Origin of the sequence: Pseudomonas sp. BN606 (genome assembly GCF_029873115.1) — a bacterium.
Lineage (GTDB): Bacteria > Pseudomonadota > Gammaproteobacteria > Pseudomonadales > Pseudomonadaceae > Metapseudomonas.
On sequence record NZ_SSOF01000042.1, the window covers coordinates 39,646 to 54,969 of the forward strand.

Annotated in this window: 13 protein-coding genes and 1 riboswitch; of the genes, 6 read left to right on the forward strand and 7 right to left on the reverse strand. The window is 63.4% G+C overall.

Annotation, left to right across the window (positions count from 1 at the left end):
• Positions 1 to 7: 7 nt before the first annotated feature.
• On the forward strand, positions 8 to 826 hold the full coding sequence (locus E8E75_RS05620; RefSeq protein WP_153918512.1) for a M48 family metallopeptidase: 819 nt from the start codon (positions 8 to 10) through the stop codon (positions 824 to 826).
• A 114-nt stretch (positions 827 to 940) separates the two neighbouring features.
• Positions 941 to 1,924 carry an NAD-dependent epimerase/dehydratase family protein gene (locus tag E8E75_RS05625; RefSeq protein ID WP_280358273.1) on the forward strand — a complete coding sequence of 328 codons (984 nt, stop codon included), beginning with the start codon at positions 941 to 943 and terminating at the stop codon, positions 1,922 to 1,924.
• Here the strand turns inward: E8E75_RS05625 and E8E75_RS05630 are convergent, their stop codons facing one another.
• The 5 genes from E8E75_RS05630 to E8E75_RS05650 form a co-directional block, all read right to left on the reverse strand.
• The gene (locus E8E75_RS05630; RefSeq protein WP_120655355.1) at positions 1,925 to 2,368 is read right to left on the reverse strand and encodes a ketosteroid isomerase-related protein; all 444 of its coding nucleotides are present in this window, start codon (positions 2,366 to 2,368) and stop codon (positions 1,925 to 1,927) included.
• A 147-nt stretch (positions 2,369 to 2,515) separates the two neighbouring features.
• Positions 2,516 to 3,097, reverse strand: a complete 582-nt coding sequence (locus E8E75_RS05635) for a TMEM165/GDT1 family protein (protein WP_120655356.1) — start codon at positions 3,095 to 3,097, stop codon at positions 2,516 to 2,518.
• A gap of 57 nt (positions 3,098 to 3,154) precedes the next feature.
• A riboswitch (yybP-ykoY riboswitch) is annotated at positions 3,155 to 3,311 on the reverse strand.
• A gap of 48 nt (positions 3,312 to 3,359) precedes the next feature.
• Complete coding sequence (locus E8E75_RS05640; protein ID WP_120654638.1) at positions 3,360 to 4,835, reverse strand: amino acid permease; 1,476 nt, start codon at positions 4,833 to 4,835, stop codon at positions 3,360 to 3,362.
• A gap of 91 nt (positions 4,836 to 4,926) precedes the next feature.
• Positions 4,927 to 5,925, reverse strand: a complete 999-nt coding sequence (locus E8E75_RS05645) for a class I SAM-dependent methyltransferase (protein WP_153918514.1) — start codon at positions 5,923 to 5,925, stop codon at positions 4,927 to 4,929.
• 51 nt (positions 5,926 to 5,976) lie between these two features.
• Complete coding sequence (locus E8E75_RS05650; protein WP_153918516.1) at positions 5,977 to 6,939, reverse strand: 2-hydroxyacid dehydrogenase; 963 nt, start codon at positions 6,937 to 6,939, stop codon at positions 5,977 to 5,979.
• An 82-nt stretch (positions 6,940 to 7,021) separates the two neighbouring features.
• Between E8E75_RS05650 and E8E75_RS05655 the strand changes: the two genes are divergently transcribed.
• Positions 7,022 to 7,651: a LysE family transporter gene (locus E8E75_RS05655; RefSeq protein WP_120654641.1), complete on the forward strand. Its 630-nt coding sequence runs from the start codon at positions 7,022 to 7,024 to the stop codon at positions 7,649 to 7,651.
• Positions 7,652 to 7,866: 215 nt separating this feature from the next.
• Here E8E75_RS05655 and E8E75_RS05660 read toward each other — a convergent pair whose 3' ends face one another.
• Positions 7,867 to 8,646, reverse strand: a complete 780-nt coding sequence (locus E8E75_RS05660; protein WP_120654642.1) for a helix-turn-helix transcriptional regulator — start codon at positions 8,644 to 8,646, stop codon at positions 7,867 to 7,869.
• Positions 8,647 to 8,729: 83 nt separating this feature from the next.
• Between E8E75_RS05660 and E8E75_RS05665 the strand changes: the two genes are divergently transcribed.
• Positions 8,730 to 9,914, forward strand: coding sequence for an MFS transporter (locus E8E75_RS05665; protein WP_153918518.1), 1,185 nt, complete (start codon positions 8,730 to 8,732; stop codon positions 9,912 to 9,914).
• Positions 9,915 to 10,054: 140 nt separating this feature from the next.
• Here E8E75_RS05665 and E8E75_RS05670 read toward each other — a convergent pair whose 3' ends face one another.
• Complete coding sequence (locus E8E75_RS05670; RefSeq protein WP_153918520.1) at positions 10,055 to 11,230, reverse strand: acetyl-CoA C-acyltransferase; 1,176 nt, start codon at positions 11,228 to 11,230, stop codon at positions 10,055 to 10,057.
• 179 nt (positions 11,231 to 11,409) lie between these two features.
• Between E8E75_RS05670 and E8E75_RS05675 the strand changes: the two genes are divergently transcribed.
• On the forward strand, positions 11,410 to 13,092 hold the full coding sequence (locus tag E8E75_RS05675; RefSeq protein WP_120654645.1) for a fatty acid--CoA ligase: 1,683 nt from the start codon (positions 11,410 to 11,412) through the stop codon (positions 13,090 to 13,092).
• Between the two features lie 274 nt (positions 13,093 to 13,366).
• A complete protein-coding gene (locus E8E75_RS05680; protein WP_120654646.1) occupies positions 13,367 to 15,319 on the forward strand; it encodes a DUF1302 domain-containing protein in 1,953 nt (650 codons plus the stop codon).
• Positions 15,320 to 15,324 lie beyond the last annotated feature (5 nt).

Below are 15,324 nucleotides of genomic sequence, written 5' to 3' on the forward strand. Positions count from 1 at the left end.
AGCCACCATGGCCAAGCTGTTTTACCTGTCCGGGCTGACCGCGGCCCTGCTCCTGGCAGGATGCCAGGCCGTCAATACCACCAGCGGCGGAGCAGTCGGCGTCGAACGCAAGCAGTACATGTTCAGCATGTTGTCGAGTTCTGAGCTGAATCAGATGTACGCCCAGTCCTACCAGCAGACCGTGACCGAGGCGCAGCAGAAGGGCGTGCTGGACAAGAACAGCACCGACGCCCGTCGTGTCGATGCGATTGCCAAGCGGCTGATCGCCCAAACTTCCGCGTTCCGTCCGGATGCCGCGCAATGGGCCTGGGAAGCCAATGTGATCGACAGTGACGAGCTCAACGCCAACTGCGGTCCGGGCGGCAAGATCATCGTCTACAGCGGCCTGATCGATAAGCTCAAACTCACCGACGACGAACTGGCAGCGGTGATGGGGCATGAGATCGCCCACGCCCTGCGCGAACACAGCCGCGAAGCCATGTCCAAGGCCTATGGCGTGCAGATGGCCAACCAGATCGGTTCGGTCCTGGGTGTCGGTCAGGCTGGTCTGGGGATGGCCAACGCGGGTGTGGAATACCTGATGACCCTGCCCAACAGCCGCTCCAATGAGAACGAAGCCGACCTCATCGGCCTGGAGCTCGCCGCCCGTGCCGGCTACAACCCGAACGCCGCCATCAGCCTCTGGCAGAAGATGGAGCAGGCCGGTGGTGGAGCTCCACCGGAGTTCATGAGTACACACCCGTCGTCAGGCTCGCGCATGTCGTCGTTGCAGGCAGCCATTCCAAAGGTGATGCCACTGTACGAGCAAGCGAAGGGACAGCGCTAGGAACATCCGGGTTGTCGGTGATCCCGGCTGGCATCCCGGCAACCCGCGTTCTAGACTGCTCGCCGCCACCTCAAAGCGTCGGGGTGGCGAATCTCCAGCGGATGAGGAGTCGCAGTGAAAATCGCCGTACTGGGAGCAACTGGCCTGCTCGGCCATCACGCGGCACGAGCGGTAAAGGTCGCCGGGCACCGCCTGGTGCTGATACACCGGCCGACGTCACGGATCGAACGCCTGGCATACCTGGAGCCCGAGTGCCGGGCGGCTGAACTGCTGGACCATGCCGGTCTCACCCGCGCGCTCAGCGACATCGACGGCGTGATCTTCTGTGCCGCCGGCTACCCGAAGCGGCCGCGCCGCTGGCAAGAGGAAGTCGCCAGCGCCCTCGACCAGACCAACCATTTCTATGCCGCATGTCTCGCCGCGCATGTCCCGCGCATCCTCTACACCGGCGCCGCCATCGCCCTGCCGCGACATCCCGAAGGACTGCCCGGCCACGAAGGGCTGTTCTATGAGGGGATGCCGCGCTGGAAGAACCCATATCTGCTGAGCAAGTGGGCACTCGATGAACAGGCCCGCGAACAGGCCCGCAGCGGACTGCCTGTAATCATCGGGATTCCCGGCATGTGCCTGGGCGAGTTCGACGCAGGTCCTAGTACCGGGCGCCTCGTCACCGCGATGGCGCAGGGCTGGATGACTCATTACGTACCCGGCCGGCGCAACCTGCTGGATGCAGCCGACGCCGGGCGGGGCCTGCTGTTGGCGCTGGAGAAGGGAAGGGCGGGCGAGCGCTACCTGCTGACCGGGCAGAACATCGAGCTGGCCGAGCTGACCGAGCGAATTGCCAGGCTGCTCGGTGTTCAGCCGCCGCAACCCATGCCGCTGGCAATGGCCAAGGGCATCGCGGTGCTCGGACGTTTGCGTTACCGGTTATCCGGCGAGCTGCCGAAACTGGATGACACCGCGATCGCGGTGATGGCTGGCGGGCAGTTCCTCGATGGCAGCAAGGCGCGCCATGAACTGGGCTTCGTCGCCGAGACGCCGTTGGACGTCACCCTGGAACGCACCATTGGCTGGTTCCGGGCCAACGGCTATCTCTGATTAAGGCAGGGCTTTCTCGGCCAGAGGCTGGGTGGCGAGACCGAGCTGGGCGCGGAAGCTTTCCATGTCGAACATGGTGCAGATTTCCTGCACTTCACCCACGCTGTTAAGGGTCCAGAAGGCCATGGCCGAAATGCTGAGGATCTTGTCGCTGGGCGGGTAGCCCAGGGCGGGTTTCTGGATGCTGCCGATCAGGGTGCACCAGGTCACCACCTTGTTGCCTTCGGCGATGCATTCCTCCACCACCACTTCCAGATCAGGCATGGCCTCGCGGATGTTCGCCACCATCTGGGCGTAGGCGGCGCTGTTCAAGGCGCGGCCGATGAAGGAGCTCTTGTAGAGGAAGTCCTTGCTCTGCAGCTGCTCGGCCAGGGCCAGGCGACCCTTGTTCCACGACAGCTCGATGTGCTGGCGAACCAGCCGCTTCATATCGTCCAGTGACACGATGCGCTCCCCTGCGCCTTGATCCAGCGCGTAACAATACCGATACACGCGGCGATTCCATTGGCCGAAGCGCCGTGGTGCGGGGTAAGCGGAGCGAAGCCCGAAGGGCGGCAGCCGCCCCACGGGCTTCTCAGGCGCGGCAACCCGTCAGAACGTCCCGCTGAGCTTCAGCGCTTCGTACACGGCATAGACGGCCAGGGCAGCGAAGGCGATGGCGGCCAGGCGGCGGATCAAGGTTAGCGGCAGGCGGTCGGCGGCGAAGTTGCCGGCCAGCACCACCGGTACGTTGGCGATCAGCATGCCGAGGGTGGTGCCCATGACCACCATGACGAAGTGCGGGTACTGGGCGGCCAGCATCACGGTCGCGACCTGGGTCTTGTCACCCATTTCGGCGAGGAAGAAGGCGATCAGCGTGGTGAGGAACGGGCCGTACTTCTTCAGGCCGGACTCTTCGTCGTCATCCAGTTTGTCCGGCACCAGGGTCCACAGGGCCACGGCGGCGAAGGATGCCGCGAGGATCCAGCTGAGGGTGGCGGCAGAGAAGAAGCTGGCGACCCATGAACCTACGGCGCCAGCGGCGAAGTGGTTGGCCAGGGTAGCCGCGACGATGCCCCAGATGATCGGCCAGGGTTTGCGGAAGCGGGCGGCAAGCAGTAGTGCGAGCAACTGAGTCTTGTCGCCGATTTCGGCGAGGGCAACGATCAGCGTCGGGACGAAGAGGGATTCCAGCATCAGGGTTCCTACGGGGGCGGGTCGACTAATCACCATGACACACGCAATCTGCCCACCCCGGGTCAGGTTGTATGTGTCATAGGTCTTGTCAAACCGCTGGCCTGTCTTTGCAGGCTCGGGGTCGCATGCGCCATGGTCTGTGGACCAAGTGTGTTGACGCACGCCGGGCGAGCAGGGCGCTCGCGGGAGACTACTCCCCTAGGACGGGGCGCATTTTGCACAAGCCGGGCCGCCCCGGCAAGCGCGAAATGCCGGTCGGTCAGTTGTCGCCGCCGCGCACGTCCATCTCCGAGTAGGCCACCAGACGGCTGCCCTTCTTCATGCGATAGCCCAGCCAGATGGCGAGGAACAACGGCAGGCTGATGTAGGTGGCCGCCAGACCGGCCCAGTCGATCTTGTCGCCGAAAAAGGCCTGGTAGTTCTGCCCGAGGGTGATCAGCAGGCACAGGGTGAAGGCGAACAGTGGTCCGAAGGGGAACAGCTTGGCGCGGTAGGGCAGGTCTTCCAGGCGCCCGCCTTGGGTCAGGTAGCCCTTGCGGAAGCGGTAGTGGGAAATGGCGATGCCCAGCCAGGCGATGAATCCGCACATGCCCGAGGTGTTCAGCAGCCAGGTGTAGAGAGTGCTGTCACCGACGATGGAGGTGAAGAAGCACAGCGCGCCGACCAGGGTAGTGGCATAAAGCGCGTTGCGCGGCACGCCACTGGCGGAGAGGCGCGCGAAGAGTTTCGGCGCTTTGCCCTGCAGGGCGAGGTTGTAAAGCATGCGGGTCGAGGCATACATGCCGGAGTTGCCGGCGGAGAGGATGGCCGTGAGGATCACCGCATTCATCACGCTGGCTGCGGCAGCGAAACCGGCACGCTCGAATAGCAGGGTGAAGGGCGACACGCTGATATCGCTGGCGTCGTTCTTCAGCAGGTTCGGTTCAGTGTAGGGAATCAACATGCCGATCACGAAGATCGCCAGGATGTAGAACATCAGGATGCGCCAGAACACCTGGCGGATGGCGATGGGGATGTTCTTCTTGGGGTTCTCCGATTCACCTGCGGCGATGCCGATGAGCTCCGTACCCTGGAAGGAGAATCCGGCGATCATCGCCACCCCGACCATGGCCTGCAGGCCGCCGACGAAGGGCGCATCGCCTGTGGTGAAGTTGCTGAATCCGGGGGATTCGATGCCGCCCATGATGCCGAAGATCGTGGCCAGGCCGATGCCGATGAACACCACCACCGTCACCACCTTGATCAGCGCGAACCAGAACTCGCTTTCGCCGAAGCCCTTCACCGAGATCACGTTGAGCAGGAACATCAAGCCGAGGAACAGGGCGCTCCAGTAGATGCCGGGCACGTCCGGCAGCCAGAAACTCATGATCAGCTGCGCCGCTACCAGTTCAGCGGCAATGGTCACCGCCCAGTTGTACCAATAGTTCCAACCCAGGGCGAAACCGAATCCATCGTCGACGAAGCGGCTGCCATATGTGCTGAACGAGCCGGAAACCGGGATGTGCGCGGCCATCTCGCCCAGGCTGGTCATCAGGAAGTAGACCATCAGGCCAATCAGTGCGTAGGCCAGCAGCGCGCCGCCCGGCCCGGCAGTTGCGACCGTGGCGCCGGAGGCTACGAACAGGCCGGTACCGATGGAGCCGCCGATGGCGATCATGTTCAGGTGGCGTGGTTTGAGGGAGCGATGCAGCCCATCCTTGAGTGGAGTAGCGCTGGCAGTGTTCAAATTGGTCACAAAGATCTCCAGATCCCCCCCGCCGAGGCCAGGGGAGAGGGCGGCTATTGGATGCCGCTTGAGCAAGGGTATTGAGGCGGTGCCCGCCAGGTCAGGCCAGGCGGGCGCGGTAAATGCGGAAGCCATCCCCTTCGGCGAGGGTCTGGCAGGGGCCGAGATGGTACTCGATAAGCGGTGGGTACTTGAGGAAGCTGTTGGCCACGATACGCAGCTCACCGCCCGGCCGCAGGTGGTTGCGGGCCTCGTGCAGCAAGTCCTCGCTGGCCTGGTAGTCGGTGTGCACGCCCTGGTGGAACGGCGGGTTGCTGATGATTGCGCAAAGGCCTGCCGGAGCGCCATGGATACCGTCGGCGGCGATCACCTCCCCTTCCAGTCCATTGGCGGCCAGAGTCAGGCGGCTGCTGGCAACGGCGAACGCATCGACGTCCAGCAGGGTCAGCTGGCTCTGTGGATATCGCCGTTTGAGTACCGCGCCCAGTACGCCGGCGCCGCAGCCGAAGTCCAGCAGATGGCCATTGGGCAGGCCATCCAGTTGCTGCAGGAGCAGGGCGCTGCCGCGGTCCAGGCGGCCATGGCTGAAGACGCCGGGCAGGCTGACCACTTCCAGCGGGCCGTCGGCCAGATCCAGCGAGTAGCGCTGGGCCAGGGCCTCCAGGTCGGGGGCGGCGGGGGTCTGCTCAATACTCACCTGCCACAGCTGGCAATGGCGCGCGCTATCCAGTTTGCGCGGCTTGCCGAACGCGGCCAGTTGCTTGGCTGCACGCTCGATACCGCCGCGTTTCTCGCCGACGAGGAAGAGTTCACCGCCGGGCAGGCGGGCCGCAAGCGCGGCCAGCAGGTAGTCAGCCAGTTCACGGGACTTGGGCAGGAAAAGCACCGCAGCGGTGAAAGGGGTATCCGGCGGCGTGGTGCCGAAATGGCTACGCCCGGCAAAGCGGCTTTCAAGGGCCGCCTGGTCACCGGCGTGCCAGCTCCAGCCACTGGCCTGCGGCAAGGTGCCGAGCAGGTCGTCGGCGGGCAATCCGGCCAGTAACACCGCGCCTTGGAACAGATCGGCCTGTCGAAGCAGGACTTCGCTGCGTGGGTCCATCTAAAGGAGATCCTGATAAAAGCAGCGAATTTTATCAGGAAGTTGTAGGAACTAGCTGACGACTCTGACGGGCGAATCCTTCAGCCAGGCGGCGCCGTTCTCGGCAAGCTGTTGCACGATGCGCTGGCGGGCCTCGCGGCTACCCCAGGCGCTGTGCGGGGTGACTATCAGGCGCGGGATGTCGGTGGCCAGCAGAGGGTTGCCATCCCGTGGCGGTTCCTGGGTCAGTACATCAGTCGCGGCACCGCCGAGGTGGCCGCTGCGCAAGGCGGCGGCCAGAGCCTCTTCGTTCACCAGGCCGCCGCGGGCGGTGTTCACCAGCAGGGCGCCCGGTTTCATCAGGGCCAGTTCGGCGGTGCCGATCATGTCGCGGGTCTGCTCGTTTAGCGGGCAATGCAGGGTCAAGGCATCCACCTGGGGCAACAGTTCGTGCAGCGGCAGGCGGTCGGCGCGAGGTGGGCGACCCGGTAGCTGGCCGAGCAGCACGCGCATGCCGAAGGCCTCCGCCAATCGGGCCACCGCGCCGCCCAGCTCACCGTGTCCGAGCAGGCCGAGGGTCTTGCCGTCCAGTTCGAAGATCGGGAAGTCCAGCAGGCAGAACTGGCTGGACTGCTGCCAGCGGCCGGCGCGCACGGCGGCCTGGTAGTCCGGCAGGCTGGTGGTCAGGGCGAGCAGCAACGCGAGGGTGTGCTGGGCCACCGAGGGCGTGCCGTAGGCCTGGCAGTTGCAGACAGTGATGCCGCGGGCGCGGGCCGCATCGAGGTCGATGTTGTTGGTACCGGTGGCGGCTACCAGGATCAGCTTGAGAGCCGGGTTGGCTGCCATCGCTGCCGCGTCGATGTGCACCTTGTTGCTGATCGCCACCTGGGCACAGCTCAGGCGTTCCGCCACTTCGGAAGGCGCAGTTTGCCCATGCAGTTGCAGCTCGCCGAAGACTTGTCGCAGCGGGTTCAGGTCGAGGTCGCCGAGATCGAGGGAGGCGTGATCGAGGAAGACGGCGCGGCTGCTTTTCATGCGGGGCTGTACCTTTTGCGAGTCCGTGGGAAGGCGTAAGGTTGCCAGCCTAACAAAGCTTGTTACATCCCTTGGAGGTCGCATGTACTGGACGGAATTCCTCACCGTCGCCCTGATCCACCTGCTGGCCGTGGCCAGCCCCGGACCGGACTTCGCCATCGTGGTGCGCGAGAGCGTGGCCCATGGGCGCCGCGCCGGAACCTGGACCGCGCTTGGCGTGGGCACGGGCATCTTCGTGCATGTGGCCTATTCGCTGCTGGGCATCGGCCTGGTCGTGTCCCAGTCGATCATGTTGTTCAACGCGCTTAAGTGGGCTGCAGCGGCCTACTTGCTGTACATCGGCATCAAGGCCCTGCGGGCCAAGCCGGCCGACCCAGTCGCTACCGAGGCCGCGCTCATGGCTGGCGAACGCAGTCCGCGTGGAGCCTTCGTCACCGGTTTCGTTACCAATGGCCTGAATCCCAAGGCAACCCTGTTTTTCCTGTCGTTGTTCACGGTGGTCATCAACCCGCACACGCCGCTGGCGATCCAGGCCGGCTACGGCGTTTACCTGGCTTTCGCCACTGCCACGTGGTTCAGCCTCGTGGCGCTGCTGTTCAGCCAGCGCCGGGTGCGTGCAGGATTCGCCCGTATGGGGCACTGGTTCGACCGGCTGATGGGAGCGGTGCTGGTGGGGCTGGGGATCAAGCTGGCCTTTACCGAGCTGAAATGAACCACGCTGGGCGGGCCTTCAGCCCGCTTGGCGTATGAGTTCGCCCCGCAGGTAACGGTTCATCCTTTCCGTAGGAGCGAGCTTGCTCGCGAAGGATCGTGCTCGGACTGTTCGCGAGCAAGCTCGCTCCTACACGCCCGGTAAGTCGCCAGGCGCAAAGGTCATGCTTGGCGCAGGGGGCACAAACAATTCCACGTCCTACAAGCGTGGTTTTTCTATTCCTTCTCCAGCGTGGCCAGCAGCCCCAGGCTGTTCACGTACTCCTTCGGATTCTTACCCAGCAGGCGCCGGAACATGGCGCTGAACGCACGGCCGCTGCCGTAGCCAAGGTCAACGGCCACTATCTGCACGCTCTGTCCCGACAGCAGACGCGGCAAGGCCTCGGTCAGCCGCAATTGCTGGCGCCAGTCGTTGAAGCTCATGCCCAGTTCGCGAGCGAACAGTCGGGCCAGGGTGCGGCTGCTGGCGCCTACTTCCAGTCCCCAATCTTCCAGCGTGCGGTCCTGTTCCGGAGCTTTCAGCAACGCCAGGCAGATGGCCCGCAGGCGGCGGTCTTCCGGCAAAGGCAGGTGCAAGGGCATGTGCTCCAGGGCGGCGATTTCGTGGAGGACCAGCCGTTGCACCAGGGACTTGTGCTCCTCGCCGTCCATTTCTTCCAGTTGAACGGCGCGCAGGACCAGCTCCCGCAGTAGGGGCGGTACCGCCAGCACGCAGCAACTGTCGAGCGAGGCGGGCGCTGCATCGGCGGTGATGAACAGGGTACGCATCTGCACCTGCCCGGCCATGAAGATCTGGTGCTCCACGCCCGGCGGAATCCACACCGCCTGGGTCGGTGGTATCACCCAGGCACCGGCTGTGGTGACCAGACGCATCAGACCTCGTGCCGCGTAGAGGAACTGCGCTTCCTCGTGGCAGTGGCGCTCGACATGGGCACCGTCCTGATAGTCGCGGGCGACCGCACTCAGGCGGCCTTGCTGGTGGAGTCTGATGAGCATGTCTGATTCGATGACTTCTATGGCAGGTTGGTTCAATGCGGACAACCTAGCATGGCCGCTCCACCAACAAGAACGTCGCCGTCATGAATCGACCCCGCACCGTTATCCGCTTCATCAATGCCGCCCATGTGATCGACCACATGTTCATGCTCATCTTCCCGGCTGCCGTGCTTGGCATGGGGCGCGACTTCGGTCTGGCCTACGGCGAGCTGATAGGCCTGTCGCTCGGCGGATTCATCGCCTTCGGTGCATGCTCGCTACCTGCCGGTTGGCTGGGGGATCGCTGGAGCCGGCGCCAGATGATGCTGCTGTTCTTCCTGGGTATCGGCGCCTCGGCCATCTTCACAGGCCTGAGTACTTCGGTCCCGACACTGGTGGCGGGCCTTACCCTGGTCGGAGTGTTCGCCGCCATCTACCACCCGGTGGGCACGGCGATGCTGGTGGCCCATGCGGAGAGTCGCGGACGTGAGATCGGCATCAACGGTATGTGGGGCAACCTGGGAGTGGCCTTTGCGGCGTTGCTGACGGGTTTTCTCACGGTGCGTCTCGGCTGGCGCGTGGCATTCATCCTGCCGGGCGTCGTGGCCATGCTGGTGGGGTTCTGGTTCGCCTGGTGCGTGCGCGACGAGGCTGCGCCCGTGGCAGCGGCCGGGGCCCGGCGTGGAGGTCTTGCGGGCGGGGTCTCCATGCCACTGGTATTCGGCGTGCTGGCATTGGTGACGGCCACCGGCGGGGTCGTGTTCAACGCGTCCACCGTGACCTATCCCAAGCTGTTCCAGGAGCGCCTGCATGACCTCTTCTCCACACCGGAAACCCTCGGCCTGGTGGTCAGCCTGGCTTACGCCTTCGGCGCCATCGCCCAGTTGCTGATCGGCCGGGTGATCGATCGCGTCAGCCTGAAGGTGCCCTTCGTCCTGCTTACCTTCTGCCAGGCGCCGCTGCTGCTGGCCATGGCCTGGGTCGATGGCGGGGTGGTGATCCTGCTGGGCGCGGCCTTCATGTTCGTGGTGTTCGGCCAGGTGACGGTGAACGATTCGATGGTCGCCAACTTCGTGGCACCGCAATGGCAGGCACGAGTGTTCGCACTGCGCTATTTCGTTTCCTTTGGTGCGAGTGCCGCGGCAATCCCGATGATTGCCTTCATCGAGCCGAGACAGGGGCTGACGGGGCTGTATCTGGTGCTGGTTGGATTCGCGGTGCTGACCTTCGCGGCAGCGCTAGTGTTTCCGCGCACGCCGGCGCATGTGCCGAAGGTGGTGGCGGCATAGCTCTTGGAAACTCCCTCATTCCCAGCCGCTCTCCGGGAAGTAGAAGTGCTCGCGCCTGTTAGGCAAAAGCCATACTGACGTCCACTCACACAAAAAAAGGCGCAGCCAAAGCCGCGCCTTTCTCTATCCAGCGATGGGCCTTAGAGCAGCTCGATCGCTACCGCAGTCGCTTCACCGCCACCGATGCACAGCGAAGCCACGCCGCGCTTGCCGCCCTTGTTACGCAGGGCGTTGATCAGGGTGATGATGATGCGCGAGCCGGTGGAACCAACCGGGTGGCCTTGGGCGCAGGCGCCGCCGTAGACGTTGACCTTGGCGTGGTCCAGGCCGTGTTCGCGCATGGCCAGCATGGTCACCATGGCGAAGGCTTCGTTGATCTCGAACAGGTCGATCTCGTCCTTGTTCCAGCCGGTTTTCTTGAGCAGGTTGGTCATGGCGCCAATCGGGGCGAGGGTGAATTCGGCCGGGTCCTGGCTCTGGGTGGCGTGGCCGACGATCTTCGCCAGCGGCTTGAGGCCACGGCGGGCGGCTTCTTCGGCGGTCATCAGGATCAGTGCGCTGGCGCCATCGGAAATGGAGCTGGCGTTGGCGGCGGTGATGGTGCCGTCTTTCCGGAAGGCAGGCTTGAGGCCTGGGATCTTGTCCAGGTTGGCGGTCAGCGGTTGCTCGTCGTCTTTGACCACGACCTCACCCTTACGGGTGGTGACGGTCACCGGGACGATTTCGGCGGCCAGTGAACCATCGGCAATGGCGGCCTGGGCGCGCTTGAGGGATTCGATGGCATAGGCGTCCATTTCTTCTCGGGAAACGCCGTACTTGTCGGCGGTTTCCTGGGCGAACGAGCCCATCAGACGGCCGGTACGGGCATCTTCCAGGCCATCGAGGAACATGTGGTCCTTGATTTCGCCATGGCCCATGCGCAGGCCGGTGCGGGCCTTTTCCAGCACATAGGGGGCGTTGGACATGCTTTCCATGCCACCGGCCACCATTACGGAGTTGCTGCCGGCCTTGAGCAGGTCATGGGCCAGCATCACGGCCTTCATGCCGGAGCCGCAGAGCTTGTTGATGGTGGTGCAACCGGTGGCTGCGGGCAGGCCGGCATTCAGCGCCGCCTGGCGGGCCGGGCCTTGCTTGAGGCCAGCAGGCAGCACGTTGCCCATGATCACTTCCTGCACGTCGGCCGGCTGGATGCCGGCGCGGTTGACGGCCTCGCGTATGGCCAGCGCTCCAAGGTCCACGGCGGAAACGCCGGACAGGCTGCCCTGGAAGCCGCCCATGGGAGTACGGGCGCCACTGACGATAACGATATCGGACATCTCGAACCTACCTCTGTGGATTACTGGCCGCGACCGGCCGGAGCGCCGGATTCTATCTCGTGACCAGAAGGCTAAAAAGAGTCATCCATCAAATCACTCTTTTGACTGATTTGCGCCTGGCCAATGCGACCTAAAGTCGGGAACAACGAAAAGTTTCCCAACCTCGCCAGGTGTGCCTCATGCTTCAGACCCGCGTCATCAAGCCCGCTGAAAACGCCTACGTCTATCCCCTGCTGATCAAGCGCCTACTGATGTCCGGCAGCCGCTACGAGAAGACCCGCGAGATTGTCTACCGCGACCGCATCCGCTACAGCTACGCGACCTTCAACGAGCGCGTCGCGCGCCTGGCCAACGTACTTACCCAGGCCGGGGTGAAGGCTGGCGACACCGTTGCGGTGATGGATTGGGACAGCCATCGCTACCTGGAGTGCATGTTCGCCATCCCGATGATTGGCGCCGTGCTGCACACCATCAACATCCGTCTTTCGCCGGACCAGATCCTCTACACCATGAATCACGCCGACGACCGCTTCGTGCTGGTCAACAGCGAGTTCCTGCCGATCTTCAAGGCCATCGGTGGTCAGTTGACTACGGTGGAAAAGACCCTGCTGCTCACCGACGGCAGCGACCACGATGCCGACCTGCCGAACCTGGTGGGTGAGTACGAGACCCTGCTGGCAGCGGCCAGTCCGAAGTACGATTTCCCCGACTTCGATGAAAACTCGGTGGCGACCACCTTCTACACCACCGGTACCACCGGCAATCCCAAGGGCGTGTATTTCACCCATCGCCAACTGGTGCTGCATACCCTGTCCATGGCCGCCACCATCGGCGCGCTGGACAGTATCCGCCTGATGGGCACCGATGACGTCTACATGCCCATCACCCCGATGTTCCACGTGCATGCCTGGGGCGTGCCTTACGTGGCCACCATGCTCGGGGTGAAGCAGGTTTACCCCGGCCGCTACGAGCCGGACATGCTCTGCAAGCTGATCCGCGAAGAGAAGGTCACCTTCTCCCACTGCGTACCCACCATCCTGCAGATGGTGATGAATGCGCCCACTGCCCAGGGCCATGATTTCGGCGGCCTGAAGATGATCATTGGTGGCAGTGCGCTGAACCGTGCCCTGTATGAGTCGGCCAAGGCTCGAGGCATCCAGCTCACCGCCGCCTATGGCATGTCCGAGACCTGCCCGCTGATCTCGGTGGCCCACCTCAACGAAGAGCTGCTGGCCGGCAGTGAGGATGAGCGCACCACTTACCGCATCAAGGCTGGCGTGCCGGTACCGCTGGTCGAGCCCGCCATCATGGATGCCGACGGCAAGTTCCAGCCGGTGGACGGCGAATCTCAAGGGGAACTGGTGCTGCGCGCGCCCTGGCTGACCTATGGCTACTTCAACGAAGCGCAGAAGAGCGAGGAGCTCTGGGAGCACGGCTGGCTGCACACTGGCGACGTGGCAACGCTGGACGGCATGGGCTTCATCGATATCCGCGATCGCATCAAGGATGTGATCAAGACCGGTGGCGAATGGATCTCTTCCCTTGAGCTGGAAGACCTGATCAGTCGTCACCCGGCGGTACGCGAAGTGGCCGTGGTTGGGGTGCCCGATCCGCAGTGGGGTGAACGTCCCTTCGCCCTGGTGGTGGTTCGTGACAACCAGAGCCTGGATGCCAAAGTGCTGAAGGAACACCTCAAGCCGTTCGTCGAGCAAGGTCACATCAATAAGTGGGCAATTCCCAGCCAGATCGCCGTTGTTACTGAAATTCCCAAGACCAGCGTGGGCAAACTGGACAAGAAACGCATTCGTGTCGACATCGCCCAATGGCAGGCTGCCGGGAGCACTTTCCTCTCCGCACTCTGACCTTTCGTCCCTCGTCCGCTGAACAGCCCAGGCCGCGCCTTGCGCGGCCTGGGCTTTTTTTCGGCCAGACAACCAAGCAAACGCTTGGCTTGTTAATTGCTGCTTTCTGAAAATTACTGGCTATCTTTCCTACCGAAGGATCGGACTAGTCCGTCGGAAGGTGCGAGCCAGAGTGCCTGGGGGTTCCAAATCACACTTTCGAGGGATCAAGCGCTAATACCCGCTGGCTATAGTCCGCAACCATCAATAACAAAAAACACATGGAGTAGCGTCGATGACAACAACCACAACGTTCTGGCGCCTGGCGAAACTGCCACTGGCCGTCAGCCTCGCTTCCACGCTTGCAGCTCCGGCCTTCGGCGTGACGTTCAACCTCGGTGAAATCGAAGGCCAGTTCGACTCTTCGCTGTCCGTGGGGGCCAGTTGGTCGATGCGGGGGGCCGACAAGGACCTGATCGGCGTGAACAACGGTGGAGACGGTCTGTCCCAGACCTCCGACGACTCCCACCTGAACTTCAAGAAGGGCGAAACCTTCTCCAAGATCTTCAAGGGCATCCATGACCTCGAACTGAAATACGGCGATACCGGCGTCTTCGTTCGTGGCAAATACTGGTACGACTTCGAACTGAAGGACGAGAGCCGCCTGTTCAAGGACATCGACGACAGCAATCGCAAGGAAGGCGCCAAGTCGTCCGGCGCCGAACTGCTCGACGCCTTCGTCTACCACAACTACAACATCGCCGATCTGCCGGGCAGCGTTCGCCTGGGCAAACAGGTGGTGAGCTGGGGTGAAAGCACCTTCATCGGCAACAGCATCAACTCCATCAACCCGGTAGACGTGTCCGCATTCCGTCGTCCGGGCGCCGAGATCAAGGAAGGCCTGATCCCGGTCAACATGTTCTATGTGTCCCAGAGCCTGACCGACAACCTGTCCGCCGAAGCCTTCTACCAGATTGAGTGGGACCAGACCGTCGTCGACAACTGCGGCACCTTCTTCGCCCAGCCGGACGTGATCGCCGACGGCTGCGACCAGAACCTGGCCGTACTGCGTACCCAGCAGGGTCTTCGCAATGCCCTTGCAGCCGCCCGTCTGCCGGCTGCAGCCCAGAACAACATTGTCAGCGCATTGCAAGCCCGCGGCGTGCAGTGGGGCAACCCGGACGAAGGCGCGATCGTCAAACGTGGTCCGGACCGCGACGCCCGTGATGATGGTCAGTGGGGTACCGCTTTCCGCTACTTCGCCGAGGAGCTGGATACCGAGTTCGGCCTGTACTTCATGAATTATCACAGCCGCAACCCGTACTTCAGCGGTCGTGGCGCACCGGCCGCCTCCTACTCGCCGACCGCATTGGGTCAGGCGCTGGGCGGCGCATTGGCTGGCACCATTCCTGGCGCCGCGATTCCGGGCACCGTCAATGCCCTGGTACCGCAATTGCTGCCGCTCGTAGTTGCCGGCAACAGCCAGTACTACGTTGAGTACCCGGAAGACATCCGCCTCTATGGCCTGAGCTTCTCCACCACCCTGCCCACGGGTACCGCCTGGAGCGGTGAGGTCAGCTACCGTCCGAACCTGCCGGTACAGCTAAACACCACCGACATCCTGTTCTCCGGCCTGAGCCCGCTGAACCCCAACGTGTCGGTGCTGACCGGTCGTCCGAACACCGACCAGCCTGGCTATCGCCGCAAGGAAGTCACCCAGTTCCAGACCACCTTCACCCACTTCTTCGACCAGGTCATGGGCGCCAGTCGTCTGACGTTGGTGGGCGAAGTCGGTGTCGTCCATACCGGCGGCCTGGAGAGCACGACCGAGGCTCGCTACGGCCGTGACCCGGTCTTTGGTCCTGGCCCGCTGCCGGCTGGTCAGTGCCGTGCGCTCAACCTGAGCACCCTGGGTAGCGCCACTGCGGAAAACCTCACCAAGTACTGCGAGGACGACGGCTTCGTCACCACTACAGCGTGGGGTTACCGCGCCCGTGCCGTGTGGGACTACAACGACGTATTCGCTGGTATCAACCTGAAGCCCAGCATCGCCTGGTCCCATGACGTCGATGGCTACGGCCCGAACGGCGTGTTCAACGAAGGCAACAAGGCCGTGAGCCTGGGCCTGGATGCCGAGTACCAGAACACCTACACCGCTAGCCTTGCCTACACCGACTTCTTCGGCGGCACTTACAACACTTCGATCGATCGCGATTTCCTCGCGCTCAGCTTCGGCGTGAACTTCTAAGCGGT

What these genes read in the sequence shown, in the direction of transcription:
- E8E75_RS05620 (WP_153918512.1), top strand. Translation starts at nt 8, where the DNA reads ATGGCCAAGCTGTTTTACCTGTCCGGGCTGACCGCGGCCCTGCTCCTG.
- E8E75_RS05645 (WP_153918514.1), bottom strand. Translation starts at nt 5,925, where the DNA reads ATGGACCCACGCAGCGAAGTCCTGCTTCGACAGGCCGATCTGTTCCAA.
- E8E75_RS05650 (WP_153918516.1), bottom strand. Translation starts at nt 6,939, where the DNA reads ATGAAAAGCAGCCGCGCCGTCTTCCTCGATCACGCCTCCCTCGATCTC.
- E8E75_RS05655 (WP_120654641.1), top strand. Translation starts at nt 7,022, where the DNA reads ATGTACTGGACGGAATTCCTCACCGTCGCCCTGATCCACCTGCTGGCC.
- E8E75_RS05660 (WP_120654642.1), bottom strand. Translation starts at nt 8,646, where the DNA reads ATGCTCATCAGACTCCACCAGCAAGGCCGCCTGAGTGCGGTCGCCCGC.
- E8E75_RS05665 (WP_153918518.1), top strand. Translation starts at nt 8,730, where the DNA reads ATGAATCGACCCCGCACCGTTATCCGCTTCATCAATGCCGCCCATGTG.
- E8E75_RS05670 (WP_153918520.1), bottom strand. Translation starts at nt 11,230, where the DNA reads ATGTCCGATATCGTTATCGTCAGTGGCGCCCGTACTCCCATGGGCGGC.
- E8E75_RS05675 (WP_120654645.1), top strand. Translation starts at nt 11,410, where the DNA reads ATGCTTCAGACCCGCGTCATCAAGCCCGCTGAAAACGCCTACGTCTAT.
- E8E75_RS05680 (WP_120654646.1), top strand. Translation starts at nt 13,367, where the DNA reads ATGACAACAACCACAACGTTCTGGCGCCTGGCGAAACTGCCACTGGCC.